This is a genomic window from Yoonia sp. KMU-150, assembly GCF_056858355.1.
Map to the genome: position 1 here is coordinate 32560 of NZ_JBXEQF010000002.1, position 14729 is coordinate 47288.

Here is a 14729-nt window from a genome sequence, read left to right on the forward strand (position 1 = left end):
ATGCACATTCATGCACGACCTTTCGGGACAGACCGTCGCCATAACCGGCGCCAGCCGCGGAATCGGGGCGGCTGCCGCCGGGGCATTTGCGCAAGCCGGTGCGAACGTTGCACTGCTCGCCCGATCCGCCGACGATATTTCACGCATTGCCGCCGAAATCGGTGACAAGGCTCTTGCGGTCACCTGTGACGTTTCGGACTTCGGCGAACTGTCCGATGCACTTGCTCAGATCAAGGCTCATTTCGGCGGTCTGGACATCTACATCGGGAATGCCGGTACCATCGATCCGATCGGGCATCTGTCCGGGCTCGATCCCGCGGCCTGGGGCCGTTTGGTCGACGTGAACCTCAAGGGCGTATTCAACGGAATGCGCATTGTGCTGCCTGACATGATCGCGCAAGGGCGCGGGACGATCATCACCGTGTCGTCTGGCGCGGCGCATGGGCCGGTCGAAGGCTGGTCGGCTTACTGCAGCAGCAAGGCAGGGGCATACATGCTGACCCGCGTTGCGGATAAGGAGAACCGTGACAAGGGCGTGCGCGTGCTGGGTCTTTCACCGGGCACCGTCGCCACGCAGATGCAGCGGGAAATCAAGGCGTCGGGCATCAATCCTGTCAGCAAGCTGGACTGGTCGGATCATATCCCACCCGAATGGCCGGCAAAGGCACTGGTCTGGATGTGTGGCCCCGATGCGGATGCGCATCTCGGCGACGATGTGTCGCTGCGCGACGACGACATCCGACGCCAGATCGGCCTCGTTTGATCGACCCGACGCCCTGACGACCGCCTGCGGTAAGTTCTGCCTCCCTTTTCGGTGAAATCAGGTCCACGGCACCGACGTAATCGCGGCGCATCCGGCGCAGGCAAACGCCATGACTATCATCGCGATTCGTTAACGCTTGTTTCGAAGCGCGGTGCCGGGCAATACAACATGATGATACGGGGGTGGGGGATAGATGGAACCGCAAGTCATTCTTGATACGGCGATGGGGTATCTGGATCAGGCCATCGCGCTGGGCCGCGAATGGCTTCTGTCTCCTGCCGCATGGTCGCAATTCGCCTTGCTGGTCGTGTCCTACCTGCTTGCACGGCTGGTCAACCGCGTTGCCAGCCCGCGCATTACAAGGCTGCTGACCCCGGCGTCCGACAACCATGGTATCATCGCCAAGGTCCGCCGTTTTGTGCTGCGCTTGCTGCCGCTCTTGCTGCCGCTTCTGGCCTACGGCTTTACCGCACTTGGTGAATTGGTCGTCCGCTCACTGTTCGGGTCAGGCGCGGTCATTGCTTTTGGCAAACGTGTTTTCCTGTTCCTGGCGATCCGCGCTTTCGCGCGCGATATCCTTACCGATCCGTTTCTGCATCTGCTGGGCAAATTCGTCCTGATCCCGGTCGGGGCGCTTTATGCGCTGGGCATCCTCGATCCTGTGATGTTCAGTCTTTCCGAAACGCGGGTCACTGTCGGTAACATCAGCTTTTCACTCATGGCGATTATTCGCGGTGTGATCGCGGGCAGCCTGCTTTTCTGGCTTGGCCATTGGTCCAACAGCCAATCGGCGGCCTATATCGAGAAACAGCCCGTGCGCCCGGCAATCCGTCAATTGCTCGTAAAGGCGGCGGAGTTCGCGATTTTCGGTCTGGCGTTCCTGCTGCTGATGAACATCATCGGCGTCAATCTCAGCACGCTTGCCGTTCTTGGGGGTGCTGTCGGTGTGGGTCTCGGCTTCGGCCTGCAAAAGATCGCATCCAATTTCATCTCAGGTGTAATCCTGCTTGTCGAAGGGCAGGCGACTGTCGGTGATTATGTCGAACTCGACGGCGGCGAGGCAGGCACGATCATTCGCATGACGGCCCGTGCCACATTCCTTGAAACCTTTGACGGGCGCTGGATCGTCGTTCCGAACGAGGATTTCATCACGACCCGCGTCGTGAACTATTCAGACAGCGGGTCTGCCAATCGGCTGGAGGCGGAATTTTCCGTCAGCTACGACACCGACATCAACAAGGTGCCTGATATCATCGCCGCAGCGGTGTCGAAACATCCCGGTGTGCTCCAGACGCCTGAGCCACCGGATTGCGAGCTTCGGGGGTTTGGCGACAGCGGTATTGATTTCGCGGTGGAATTCTGGGTCGAGGGGATCGACGACGGGAAGAACAAATATACTTCGGACGTGCTGTTCCTGATCTGGAACGCGCTCAAGGAACATGACATCGAAATCCCGTTCCCGCAGCGGGTCGTCGAAATCAAGGGTGGCCTGCCCACGTGAAGACCGCATTGGTGATCGGTGCCGGGCCTGCAGGTCTGATGGCCGCCGATGTCATGGCAAGTGCGGGGCTGCATGTCACAGTGGTTGACGCGATGCCGTCCTTCGGACGCAAGTTTCTGATGGCGGGCAAGTCGGGTCTGAACCTGACGAAAGACGAACCGTGGGAGGAGTTCCTGAACGCCTACGGCGCTATACCACCGGTGCTCGCGACCGCACTCGCCGCATTCTGCCCAAAAGACGTTGTCGATTGGGCGGCAGATCTGGGGCAGCCGGTATTTACGGGATCAAGCGGCAGGGTCTTCCCGGAAGCGATGAAAGCATCGCCATTGCTGCGGGCGTGGCTGGCCCGGTTGGACGGTCTTGGCGTCGCACGTCGGGTGCGCTGGCGCTGGACCGGCTGGGTCGATGACGGCGTGCTGTTCGCCACACCGGACGGCACGGTTCAAGTGCATGCCGATGTTGTCGTTCTCGCCTTGGGCGGGGCAAGCTGGTCACGGCTTGGTTCTGACGGTGCCTGGACGGCGCTTCTGGATGACGTCGCACCGTTTCGACCGGCGAACGCGGGCCTCGCGGTGGCATGGACGATCCATATGGCCCGGCACTTCGGTGCGCCACTGAAGGGCATCAGGCTGACGGCCGGTGACACGACCTCGCGCGGCGAATGTGTCTTGACCGCACGGGGGCTGGAAGGCGGTGGCGTTTACACGGTCTCTGCAGCCGTCCGCGACGGTGCGCCGCTTGTGGTCGATCTGATGCCGGATGTGGCGCAGTCAGTCTTGACCGCGCGCCTTGCTGGCATGCCCAGAAAGATGTCGCTCTCGAACATCTTGCGTAACCGGCTTCGGTTGTCACCGGTCAAGGCCGCACTTTTTCACGAGGTGACGCGCGGCATGAATCTGTCAGCGCCGGATGCGATTGCGTGCGCGCTCAAATCGCTGCACCTCCCCGTCACGGCGCTTTTCCCGCTCGACGAGGCGATATCGACCGCAGGCGGAGTCCGATTTGCGGATTTGGACGATAGGCTGATGCTCAAGATAAAAGCCGGCGTCTTCTGCGCGGGCGAGATGCTGGATTGGGAGGCTCCGACAGGCGGCTATCTGCTCACCGCGTGCCTTGCGACAGGTCGGCATGCCGGTGCCGCTGCAGTCGGATATGCGCTTGGCTGACTATACCGCGGCGCGGCGCGCGGGGCATCGGTATCCATATTGTGCAAGGTCCCAGGCGTATCTGGCGTTCATCAGTTGGATTGACCTGTCGTCGTAGCGGCGCATCCAGTCCTTTGTAGTCGTTGAGCGCCAGAGCGTGTTTTCAAAAGCCGGCGCAATCCCCAAGATGCCCAGAACGGTCGTCAGGTCTTCTTCCACCGCTTCCTGCCTGATCACATGGCTGATGCAACTGCCGCACCAATGGCGCGCGCTCCAGGCGGCGTGGCGTCGCCACCGTGGGCCGTGCCGCCCTGCTGCCCCGTGCCCGTCTGGCCGCGTCGATGTCAGCCAGTTTCCGAACGACGGCTGGCCCAGCCCTGTCCGCATCCGTGTACGCCAGATCGGATCGGTCCTTGCGATCCGATCATAAAGTTGTGCCATCCGCAGATAGGGGTTCTGCACGACCGCAACGCGAAGGTAGCTGCGAAAAGCCAACCCCATCGCGTCGAACGCCCACTCCGCCTCCTCCGGGGACATGTCTGACGTGAACGGAACCGGCGCGCTGCGGTCCTTCGTTTCGGAAATGTCCACGTCGCCGAAAGGTTCGAAGCCGCGGCTTAATGCCGGTGATCCGTCCAGCGGATCGGGAAAGAAAACGAATCGGCGGGCATGGGAAATGATCATCCTTGCAGCCTGCCCGCCGGAGATTAAGAAACCGTCGCCCTTGGATTGTGGCCATATTGCCGCCGCAATCCTGTGCTGCGCTGAAATCGGCGCCGCAGATTCGGTAAAACCGGTTCCAAATCGGCACCATCCGCGGAATCCCGCTGAAACGGTCGGGGTTGCAATGCTGTGTCGCAGCATACACTGTTGCATCGACGCATCGTTTTGACCGCGGCACGAGGGTAAGTTGCCCACTGAAGGTCCGTATTTGGAAGTGGTGAAAACATACCTATTTTAGTCCAAGTATCTGAAATCTTTAATATTTACAGAAACCCATCTCTCCATGGTACCACCGGAATGCGGTCGTATCTACCAATCGGGTGTTGCGGGAAAATGATATTTCGCTATTTCTGCTGCTGACTTCGCTAATGGAATTCGCTACTTGTTTTCGCGGAACAACGTGGATAGACAAGCGTTGATCGTTCACAACGTGCATTAATTTGGAGTACCGACATGCGCCTTACAACTACTCTTGCTGCCGCAGCTGCTATCGCAGTTTCCGGCGTTGCTGCAAACGCTGGTGGCCTGGCCCCAGTCGTCGCTGAAGCCCCTGTTGTCATCGTTGACACGCCAGCTCCTGCTGGTTCCATCTCCCCCGGTCTGATCGTTCTGGGTGTGCTGGGTGCTCTGGTTGCAGCTTCTGCTTCTTTCTAATCCCTGATTAGAGACCATTGAAAGAGGCCGACATTGCGTCGGCCTCTTTTTCATTTTAGAATATCGACAGGAGGAGACCTTATTATGAAAAAATTCACCACGCTTCTCGCCGCTGGCGTCGTCGCCACAGCCGCGACGACCGCAACAGCCGGTGGCCTTTCGCCGACAATCGTGCCACCGCCCAACGTGATCGTTGATCCACCTGCACCTGCCGGTTCGATCAGCCCTGGTTTGATCGTGCTTGGTGTATTGGGTGCATTGGTTGCGGCATCCGCGTCGTTCTAACGACGTTTCGAAGATAGATTGAAAAGGCAGGTCGCATGACCTGCCTTTTTTCGTTTTCGGGTCTAACGACGTGCCATCATCGCCAGTCGGATCAACGCCCGTTCGACCAGCGCTCGATCCGGTGTCTGACCGGCACTGCGCATCATAAGGTCGGTGTCGGTCAGGGCGGTCAGGGCGCGCTCAAGGCGGTCCCGTCCCCAATGGCTGGCCTGACGGACGATCTTGTCGCGTCGCGGGCCGAATACAGGCGGGCGCAACCGTCCGATCCCTGCATTCGGACCGCCCGGGTCCGCCGCGACTGTATGGAGCGTGCGAAAATAGCGCGTTGCCCCGATGCACAGCGTGACAGGTGTCACGCCCTGCGCGTAGAGATTGCGCAATACAGGTCCGATTTGATCGGCCTGACCCGCGGCCACGACCGCCAAAACGTCATCGACGTCGACATCCGCCGATTGCGGCGCGTTGGCCATTACGTCGGCGATACTCAGCGGGGTCCGGTCATCGCGTTTATAGAGTGCGACCTTCTCCATCGTCTGCCGGAAATCACCGGGTTCCAGCGATTGCGCCAGCGCGAAAATCGCATCCATGACGTCCTGCCCCGGTGCGTCGATACCCGCATCACGCAGGACTTGTGTGATGTCGTCCCGTGTCGGGGGATCATCGTAGATGCCGATTGATACGGCGTCCTTACGCGGCTCGAAAACCTTGCGAAGTGCGGATTTCGCGGTGAGCGAACCGGCGGTGACGACCAGTTGCGCATCACCAGGTCGCCAGTCAGCCAGAACGCTGTCGCAGAGTTTTGACAGCCCGTCCGTCGCGTCCTCCACAAATGCAAGGCGATGCCCGGGAAAGAATCCTTGCGCCTTGATCGCATCGTCAAGCAGCGCCGGGTCCTTGCGCAGATCTGCGGCATTGATCCGCGTCAGGCGCATTTCCTCTTCACCCTGCGGACCGACGAGCGCGGCGATCACCTGCTGGCGCTTTTCCGCGACACGCATCGTGTCCATGCCGAAAATCAGTATTCCGGCATGATCGGGGTCCGGTTTGCGGCAATAGGCGCTCGCAGCGGGGCCGGAGAGCTTCATGGGGTATCGACCGCTACGATAACCTGCGCGCTGACCAGATCGGCCAAAGACCTCGCCAATCGTGCCTCGGCATCGCGACGTGCGGTCTGCGTCGCAACAGTCGATCCGGTGGCGGAATAGCTGGCGAATGTCTCGACGGTTCCGGTCGATGCCGGGTCAGCACCGTTTCCTGACAGAACCCATGTTGCACGTCCGACCAGGTTGAAGCGTGTCGTGTCACCGTCGACAGTGATCGTCGCGGGGCTTTGGGTGTAATTCAGCGTAACGTCAAGATCATAGCGGCTGTCCTGCGCGCGCCCGAAGCGATCTTCCAGGCGGCGTCGCAACATGAAACCCGGGACTGTTTCGGGCGTCGTGAACGCAATCGCGTTCTGTAACGCATGTCCCGTTTCGCCCGGCGCCAGAAGCGGCGTAAACCCGCAGCCTGCCAGCAGAGCGAAACCTGCAACGGCAGTCCTGCGAGTCGGGCGATATGACCCGTCAGATGACAATGTTCACGATCCGTCCAAGTACGACGATCAGTTTTTTGGGCTGTCCACCGTTCAACGCTTTGACGACCGCCGGATCGGCAAGGGCCAGTTTCTCGATTTCTGTCTTCGGCGCGTCGGGTGCGACCGAAATTTCGGACCGCCGCTTTCCGTTGATCTGGATCGGCAGCGTTACGGCGTCCTCGACCAGCATCGCGTCGTCTGCAATGGGCCAGGGTGCATCGATGATCAGCCCCTCGCCCCCAAGCAACGCCCAGATTTCCTCGGCCAGATGCGGGGTCATCGGGGCCATCAGCTGTGCAAGCACACGGGCCGCCAGCATTTTGGTCTCTGTACCTGCGGTGGATTTGGCCAACGTGCCCGTGAACCCATAGAGTTTGGCAATCGCCGCGTTGAAGCCGAAGGAGTCCAGCCCGTTGGTCACGTCGCGGATGGTCTTGTGCATCGCGCGCAGCAGATCGTCATCGGCCGGGCCACCGTCGCTTGGGTCAGCCGTCGCAATCTCGTGCGCGATCCGGTGGACACGGTTCAGGTGTTTGAACGCGGCTTCCGCACCGGAGGCCGTCCATTCCACATCACGCTCGGGCGGGCTGTCGGACAGGACGAACCAGCGCGCCGTGTCTGCGCCATAGGTGGCGATAATCGCGTCCGGATCGACGACGTTTCTTTTCGACTTCGACATTTTGGCAGAGGGTATCACGCTGACCTCTGTGCCATCGGCGAGCTTGCCGTCGGTCACGTCTTTCGGGAAATGATAAACCGGCCGCCCATCCGCACCGTTCGTCTGGTAGATTGCATGGGTCACCATGCCTTGCGTAAACAGCGCGTCGAACGGTTCGATGGCCGCGGCGGGCAGATGCCCGGTGAGGTGCATCGCGCGGGCAAAGAAACGCGAATACAGCAGGTGCAGAATCGCGTGTTCGATCCCACCGATGTATTGATCGACGTTCATCCAGTAGGCGGCGTCCGCTGCATTGGTCGGCGTCGCAGAGTCAGGTGCGGTGAACCGCGCGAAGTACCACGAGGAGTCGACGAAGGTGTCCATCGTGTCGGTCTCGCGGGTCGCGGGCCCGCCGCATTCAGGGCAGGTGCAGTCGCGCCACGTCGGATGACGGTCGAGCGGGTTTCCCGGCACGTCGAAGCTGACGTCTTCCGGAAGCCTGACGGGCAGGTTCTCCTTGGCTTCCGGTACCACACCGCAAGCGTCACAATGGACCACGGGGATCGGCGCGCCCCAGTAACGCTGCCGCGACAGCCCCCAGTCGCGCAGACGGTACTTCGTGACACCATGTCCGACACCGTTTTCTTCGCAAAAGGCGATAGCGGCATCGACGGCGGCATTGCCTGTTTGTTCGGTCTCTCCCGCGAATCCTTTGCAGTAATGCACTGTTTCGGTCTTCGCCGGCACATAGGCCTCGGTCAGATCCGGCGATGCCTCTGCCTCGGGCAGATATGTCGCGATGATCGGCAGATCGTATTTGGTGGCGAACTCGAAATCGCGCTGATCATGCGCCGGGCAACCGAAGATCGCGCCGGTGCCATAGTCCATCAGGATGAAATTGGCGACATAGACCGGCAGTTCCCAAGCGGTATCGAACGGATGGCGCACCCGCAATCCGGTATCGAAGCCGCGCTTTTCGGCCTTTTCCAGTGCTTCTTCGGTCGTCCCGCCTTTGCGGCAGTCTTCGTTGAAGGCGGCCAGATCGGCGTCGTCACGCTCCAGTTCCCTGGCCAGCGGATGGTCCGGTGAAATGCCGACGAAGGACGCGCCCAGCAGCGTGTCGGGTCGCGTCGTGTAAACCTCGACACGGTCATGCCCCGCCGGGCCGTCGAGCAGGCCGAAAGAAAACTGCAAGCCGCGGGATTTGCCGATCCAGTTGGCCTGCATCAGCTTGACCTTGGCGGGCCAGTTGTCCAGTCCGTCCAGCGCCGACAGCAATTCCTCCGAATAGTCGCTGATCTTGAAGAACCACTGCACCAACTCGCGACGCTCGACGTCGGCACCGGATCGCCAACCCTTGCCGTCGATGACCTGCTCGTTGGCCAGAACGGTCATATCGACCGGGTCCCAGTTCACCACCGCCTTCTTGCGATAGATCAGGCCCTTTTCCAGAAAGTCGATGAACAGTGCCTGTTGCTGACCATAGTATTCCGGATCGCAGGTCGCGAATTCCCGGCTCCAGTCCAGCGACAGGCCCAGTGTTTTGAATTGTCGCTTCATGTCGGCGATGTTGCCGTAGGTATATTCCTTCGGATGGATGCCTGTGGCCATAGCCGCGTTTTCGGCGGGCATCCCGAAAGCATCCCAGCCCATCGGGTGCAGCACGTTGTGTCCCGTCGCCATCATATAGCGTGCCACCACATCGCCCATGCCGTAATTGCGCACATGACCAATATGCAGCGCACCGGAGGGATACGGGAACATCTCCAGTACATAGTATTTCGGTTTACTCTCGTCCCGGACAGCCTTGAAGGTTTCAGCGGCATCCCAGGCCTTCTGCCATTTCAGCTCGATCTCGGAAGGGGAATAGGTCGCCATGGAATAGTATCTTTCTGAACGGGAAACGCCGGGCTTGGTGGCCCGGCGATGGTCATACTCTGTGTGGTGTGTCTTGACTAGAGATCAGCATCGCCGCTGCGGATTTCGCGCGCGCGTGATAGAATCGCGTCCTCGATGGCACGCTGCGTTTCACGAGCCACCGGGCCGGATTGCGTCGACAGGGCGACGTTCAGCGACCGCGCATCCAGCGCAGGATCGTTGATGTAGACTGTCCCGCGATAGGCGCGCGCTGCACCGGGCGGGCGGCCATAGCCGAATACGATAACCCCGGTAAAAGGATCGACGCTTTCGATCGGCAGGAAGTTCAGCACGTCGATGGAGGCGGCCCAGATGTAACGATTGACTGCAACGCTCTCTGCGCCGCGTGTGCGGACTGCCTCGCGCGTGGCGTCGACAGGCCCCCCGCCAAACAGGCTGCCGCATGCCGAAAGTGTCATCACCGTCGCCAGCCCGATCGTAAGCCGCGTATTGCGCTGAATTGCCTTCAAAACCGTTCCCCTTGGGGTAATTCCTCTGAAATTGTTTAACGAAGCCCCGCCACTGTCACAAGCCATTTAGCGGCAGGATCGGCCCCGCGAACAACGGCTGCGTCTAAAAAGAAAGAGCGGCCCCGGAGGACCGCTCTGACTTAAGTCGTTTCGGTTCGATTAGAACGCGAAGGAGACCTCGACAGTGATACCTTCCTGGTAGTCACCTGCGCCGATTTCGTCTTCCTGGTCGCCATCTGCATCTTCTGCATATGTCATCAGAACGGAAGCACCGCCACCCAGATCGTAGGTCGCACCGACGTAGTAGTCGACTTCGTCACCTTCGTTCTGGTTCTCGACACCGGCGATAACGGCCAGGCCGTTGCCCAGGTCGTAGGAGCCGTCGACGGAGTACTTCTGAGTACCCTGGTCGTCCTGGTAGTCGACCGTGACTGCGATGCCGTTGTCAGCATAGGACACTGCAACACCGTAGTTATCTTCACCGTTACCCGAACCGTCTTCCATGACGTAGTAGCCAGTCGCGGTGACCGGACCGAATGGGTAAGCAACCTTGATACCGGTGGACGAAGTGCCCTCGGTCTCGTTGGAAGCGTAGGCTGCGGTCACAGTTGCGCCAGCGAACGTTGCGCCAACCGAGATACCGTAGACTTCGTCAGCGTCAAAGTCGCCGCCAGCGGAGAAACCGGAAGTGACTTCTTCCTGGTAAGCTGCTGCAACAGTGAATGCACCGAAGGAACCGGCAGCACCGATCGACAGCTGCTCGACTTCTGCACGTGCGTCGTCATAGATGTACGACAGCGAGGTTTCGAAACCAGCGATGGAGACGTCGCCACGCAGAACTGCGGAGTCGGAACCGGTTGTGAAGTCATCGGCTTCCATGTCGCCAGCAGCAACCCAGTGCTTCGTGGCGGCGGTGGAAGTGTCACCGAAGTACAGGCTTGCGGTGTCGGAAGTCAGCGACAGAACGAAGTCGGAAGAGGACAGCGCGATGCCGCCGTCGTCGTTTGCGTCGTCATCGTCTTGACCGACGGTCACTTCAAAGTAGGCACCAGCTGTCAGGCCGTTGTCCAGCTCGGCAGTTGCGGTAACCATCAGGTTACCTTCCCAGTAGAAGCCATCTTCGTTGTCGCCGGTGGCTGCTACGGTGTCGTTGTAACCCAGAGTTCCGCCCAGGCCGAAAGATACTGCGGCGTGGCCGTCGGCTGCAGCGGCGCCAGCGAAGGCGACCAGGGCAGTCGAGGTAAGAAGGATGCTTTTCATGGATATTCCCTCGTGTTTGCATTCCCAAGATGCCAGATCGTCTAGCATTGGGTGTGTAACTGCGCCCAAGCGGCTGCACACTCAAGGTCTTTACGATTGCCCGCCGTGCGTCTGTCCGAAATGATGCAACGAGGTCACACACGATTTTGCCCGTTTTCAACCATGACAAAGCGGGCGAAACCCCATATTTCACGGGCATCGGGGATTCCTACAACAAATACAGGGTGCTGGCGATGTCGCTTGGTGAAATTACGGAACGGATGCAGGCGGCGCTGGCAAAGGCGGGGCGCCCCAAAGATGATGCGACCCTCATTGCGGTTTCCAAGGTGCAGCCAAATGACCGTGTCAAAGCGATTCTCGATGCCGGCCACCGGGTTTTTGGAGAGAACAAGGTGCAGGAAGCGGCGGGCAAGTGGCCTGACTTCCGCGAAGCCTATGCCGGTGTTGCGCTGCACCTGATCGGCCCCCTGCAGACCAACAAGGCACGGCAGGCGATGGAGCTGGCCGATGCGATCCATACCCTCGACCGGCCCAAGCTGGCCAATACACTCGCGCGTCTGGCGCAGGAAATGGGGCGTTGCCCCGATCTGTTCATTCAGGTGAATACGGGCGAAGAAGAACAGAAGTCGGGTGTTCTACCCGCGGACACGGATGACTTCATTGCCGAGGCGCGTGCGCTCGATCTGCCGGTCAAAGGATTGATGTGTATTCCGCCGGTCGACGAAGAGCCGTCCCTGCATTTTGCATTGCTTGCAAAGATCGCGGCCCGAAATGACCTATCCAGTCTCTCGATGGGAATGAGCGGCGATTATGAAAGCGCCATTGCTCTTGGCGCGACTCATGTGCGTGTCGGGTCCGCGATCTTTGGCGAACGTGTATATGACTGACACCTACGCGCCGCCGCAGGACCCACTTGAGGTCCTGCACGATGATCATGAAGTGCTTTTGGTCAACAAACCGAGCGGGCTGTTGTCGGTGCCCGGTAAGGGTGAACACCTGTCCGACTGCTTGATCTCCCGGGTGCAGGCGGTATTTCCGCAGGCGCTTCTGGTGCACCGCTTGGATCGCGACACCTCTGGAGTGATGATCTTTGCGCTGACACCGCACGCGCAACGGCATCTTGGCCTGCAATTCGAAAAGCGTCAGACAAAGAAAACCTATGTCGCGCGTGTCCAAGGCGAAATGGCGGAACAAACCGGTACTGTCGATCTGCCGCTGATCGTGGATTGGCCCAACCGACCCCGTCAGATGGTGGATCATGAGAACGGCAAGCAGGCGGTAACCGATTGGCGTGCGCTGCGGGTCCGGAATGGTGAAAGCCGTGTGCGGCTGATGCCAAAGACCGGACGATCGCATCAGTTGCGTGTGCATATGCTGGCTTTGGGCCATCCCATCCTTGGCGATCCGTTCTACGCCACTGGCCCCGCGCGCGATTACCCGCGCCTGATGCTGCATTCCGAAAGCCTGCAGTTCCGCCACCCGGACGGTGGACGCGGCACCAAAATTACCGCGAAACCGCCGTTCTGAGAATCAAGGCGCGCTCGGGTCCCACCCGGATACGGCTTTCGCCTCCAGAAATTCCTCGATACCCCAAACACCGCCCTCACGCGCCCGGCCGGATTGCTTGACCCCGCCGAATGGCGAACCCTGCGCGCGGCTCTCTCCGTTCATCTCGACCATCCCGGATTTCAGCGCGCGCGCCATCCGGTTGCGCCGTGCACCATCCTGCGTCTGCACATAGTTGGTCAGGCCGTAAGGCGTGTCATTTGCGATGCGAATGGCCTCCGCCTCGTCCTTGAACGGCATGATCGACAGAACCGGGCCAAAGATTTCCTCGCGCTCGATCGTCATGCCGGGCTTTACATCGGCAAACACCGTCGGGCGCACGAAATAGCCGCGGTTCACGCCTTCCGGCAGGCCGGGTCCGCCGGCCACAAGGCGTGCGCCTTCGGTGATGCCTGTCTCGATCAATCCCTGGATCTTGTCCCATTGCGTCTTGTTGACGACAGGGCCGATATGCCTGCCCTCTTCGGACGCGGGGCCGACCTTGGTCGCCTCGGCCACCTGGGTCGCGATCTCTACCGCTTCGTCGTAATACGACTGCTCGACCAGCATCCGCGTCGGCGCATTGCAGGACTGGCCCGTATTCTGCATGCAGTGGATCACGCCACGCTTGACCGCTTTCTCATCCGCATCCGCGAAAATGACGTTGGCCCCTTTGCCGCCCAGTTCCAGCGTGACCCGCTTGAGCGTGTCGGCAGCCGCTCGCGAAATCGCCTTGCCTGCACGGGTGGAGCCGGTGAAGGAAATCATCGCCACATTCTCATGCGCGGAAAGCTGTGTGCCGACGCCTGCGCCATCGCCGTTCACGAGGTTGAAAACGCCTGCGGGTACACCTGCCGCATCGACGATCTCGGCAAAGACCATGGACGACAGCGGTGCCTCTTCCGACGGCTTCAGCACGACGGTGCAACCCGCCAGCAAGGCCGGAATGACCTTCAGCGTGACCTGGTTCATCGGCCAGTTCCACGGCGTGATCAAGCCGACGACGCCGATGGGCTCCATGATGATCCGGTCGGTCGGGGCATCGTCCCGCAGGGGACGATCCCAGGCGATCTGATCGAACGCTTCAAGAAATCCTTCTGTATGCCAGGGCAGACACGGGGCCTGGCTTTCGCGCGCCAGTTTCAGTGGCGCGCCCATCTCCATGCTGATCGCCTGCGCCATATCCTCGGCACGCGCTTCGTATTCTTTCAGGATCGCCTGAACATAACGCGCCCGTTCCCGTGGCGGCGTCGCGGCCCAGCCCGGAAAGGCGGCTGACGCTGCGGCGACGGCGGCATCGGTATCGGCTTGCCCACCCAGCGAAATCACCGCGCAGGGTTCTTCCGTCGATGGGTCGATCACATCGTGATCGTGGGCCTGTGCCGGGGCGACCCATGCACCGTTGATATAGAAGTCACGTTTCTCGATCATGGGACAAATCCTTGGATATTTTCAGCCACCGTGTCATCGCATCACGCCCGGTGCAAGCGGCGGTGGCGGTTCCGATCCAGAAGATTATATTGGCCTCAACGACACACATCAAAGGAGCACGAGATGAGCCTGCGTATCAACGACACGATCCCCAACCTGTCCGTCGAGACCGATCAGGGCCGCTTTGACCTGCATGACTGGATCGGCGACAGCTGGGCCATTCTGTTTTCCCATCCCAAGGATTTCACGCCCGTCTGCACGACCGAATTCGGTGCAGTCGCGCAGCTGGCCGACGAATGGGAAAAGCGTGGCACAAAAGTAATCGGCGTTTCAGTCGACGGTGTTGAGGATCATAAGAAATGGAAAGGCGATATCGAAAAGGTCGGCGGTGCTGCTGCCGGTTTCCCGATCATCGCCGATGCCGGGCTGGAGGTGTCCAAGGCTTTCGACATGCTCCCTGCAGAAGCATACCTGCCCGACGGACGCACTCCCGCGGACAGCGCCACAGTGAGATCGGTCTTCATCATCGGACCCGACAAGCAGTTGAAACTGTCGATGACCTATCCGATGACCGTCGGGCGCAACTTTGCCGAAGTGCTGCGCGCACTGGACGGGTTGCAAACCTCGACGGGCCGCGGCGTTGCCACGCCAGCAAACTGGAACGTCGGCGACGACGTTATCATCCCCGCCACGGTCAGCGACGAAGACGCCAAGGCAAAGTTCGGCGATTTCAAGACCGTTCTTCCCTATCTGCGGATGACCCAACTCAAGGATTGAGAGGCTGACCCGCAAGCGTGACGA

The 14729-nt window shown here is 60.2% G+C and carries 14 protein-coding genes; 7 read left to right on the forward strand and 7 right to left on the reverse strand.

Annotation, left to right across the window (positions count from 1 at the left end):
• The first annotated feature begins 10 nt into the window (after positions 1-10).
• From AC04PH_RS12930 to AC04PH_RS12940, 3 genes are all read left to right on the forward strand, one after another.
• Positions 11-763: an SDR family oxidoreductase gene (locus tag AC04PH_RS12930; RefSeq protein ID WP_483066230.1), complete on the forward strand. Its 753-nt coding sequence runs from the start codon at positions 11-13 to the stop codon at positions 761-763.
• Between the two features lie 193 nt (positions 764-956).
• Entirely contained in the window at positions 957-2264 is a 1308-nt protein-coding gene (locus AC04PH_RS12935) for a mechanosensitive ion channel family protein (RefSeq protein ID WP_483066231.1), read from the forward strand.
• Positions 2261-3430: a TIGR03862 family flavoprotein gene (locus AC04PH_RS12940; protein ID WP_483066232.1), complete on the forward strand. Its 1170-nt coding sequence runs from the start codon at positions 2261-2263 to the stop codon at positions 3428-3430. Before AC04PH_RS12935 ends, AC04PH_RS12940 begins: the two co-directional genes overlap by 4 nt.
• On the opposite strand, the gene AC04PH_RS12945 is transcribed toward AC04PH_RS12940, so the two are convergent.
• Positions 3431-4093: a hypothetical protein gene (locus AC04PH_RS12945; protein WP_483066233.1), complete on the reverse strand. Its 663-nt coding sequence runs from the start codon at positions 4091-4093 to the stop codon at positions 3431-3433. It abuts the gene before it with no gap.
• Positions 4094-4870: 777 nt separating this feature from the next.
• Here AC04PH_RS12945 and AC04PH_RS12950 point away from each other — a divergent pair.
• Positions 4871-5071 carry a hypothetical protein gene (locus tag AC04PH_RS12950; RefSeq protein ID WP_483066234.1) on the forward strand — a complete coding sequence of 67 codons (201 nt, stop codon included), beginning with the start codon at positions 4871-4873 and terminating at the stop codon, positions 5069-5071.
• Between the two features lie 62 nt (positions 5072-5133).
• Here AC04PH_RS12950 and holA read toward each other — a convergent pair whose 3' ends face one another.
• From holA to AC04PH_RS12975, 5 genes are all read right to left on the reverse strand, one after another.
• A complete protein-coding gene (gene holA / locus AC04PH_RS12955) occupies positions 5134-6156 on the reverse strand; it encodes a DNA polymerase III subunit delta (RefSeq protein WP_483066235.1) in 1023 nt (340 codons plus the stop codon).
• Positions 6153-6485: an LPS assembly lipoprotein LptE gene (gene lptE / locus AC04PH_RS12960; protein WP_483066236.1), complete on the reverse strand. Its 333-nt coding sequence runs from the start codon at positions 6483-6485 to the stop codon at positions 6153-6155. The genes holA and lptE overlap by 4 nt, the downstream gene beginning before the upstream one ends.
• Positions 6486-6636: 151 nt before the next feature.
• Positions 6637-9183, reverse strand: coding sequence for a leucine--tRNA ligase (gene leuS, locus AC04PH_RS12965; RefSeq protein WP_483066237.1), 2547 nt, complete (start codon positions 9181-9183; stop codon positions 6637-6639).
• A 77-nt stretch (positions 9184-9260) separates the two neighbouring features.
• Positions 9261-9692 (reverse strand): DUF3576 domain-containing protein, encoded by a 432-nt coding sequence (locus tag AC04PH_RS12970; protein WP_483066238.1) that lies wholly within the window; start codon positions 9690-9692, stop codon positions 9261-9263.
• A gap of 159 nt (positions 9693-9851) precedes the next feature.
• A complete protein-coding gene (locus AC04PH_RS12975) occupies positions 9852-10952 on the reverse strand; it encodes a porin (protein ID WP_483066239.1) in 1101 nt (366 codons plus the stop codon).
• Positions 10953-11185: 233 nt separating this feature from the next.
• Here AC04PH_RS12975 and AC04PH_RS12980 point away from each other — a divergent pair, with 233 nt between their 5' ends.
• Both AC04PH_RS12980 and AC04PH_RS12985 read left to right on the forward strand, forming a co-directional pair.
• Complete coding sequence (locus tag AC04PH_RS12980; protein WP_483066913.1) at positions 11186-11839, forward strand: YggS family pyridoxal phosphate-dependent enzyme; 654 nt, start codon at positions 11186-11188, stop codon at positions 11837-11839.
• Positions 11832-12479: a pseudouridine synthase gene (locus AC04PH_RS12985; RefSeq protein WP_483066240.1), complete on the forward strand. Its 648-nt coding sequence runs from the start codon at positions 11832-11834 to the stop codon at positions 12477-12479. The genes AC04PH_RS12980 and AC04PH_RS12985 overlap by 8 nt, the downstream gene beginning before the upstream one ends.
• A gap of 3 nt (positions 12480-12482) precedes the next feature.
• Here the strand turns inward: AC04PH_RS12985 and AC04PH_RS12990 are convergent, their stop codons facing one another.
• Positions 12483-13928: an aldehyde dehydrogenase family protein gene (locus AC04PH_RS12990; protein WP_483066241.1), complete on the reverse strand. Its 1446-nt coding sequence runs from the start codon at positions 13926-13928 to the stop codon at positions 12483-12485.
• A gap of 123 nt (positions 13929-14051) precedes the next feature.
• Here AC04PH_RS12990 and AC04PH_RS12995 point away from each other — a divergent pair, with 123 nt between their 5' ends.
• On the forward strand, positions 14052-14705 hold the full coding sequence (locus AC04PH_RS12995) for a peroxiredoxin (protein WP_483066242.1): 654 nt from the start codon (positions 14052-14054) through the stop codon (positions 14703-14705).
• The last annotated feature ends 24 nt before the right edge of the window (positions 14706-14729 follow it).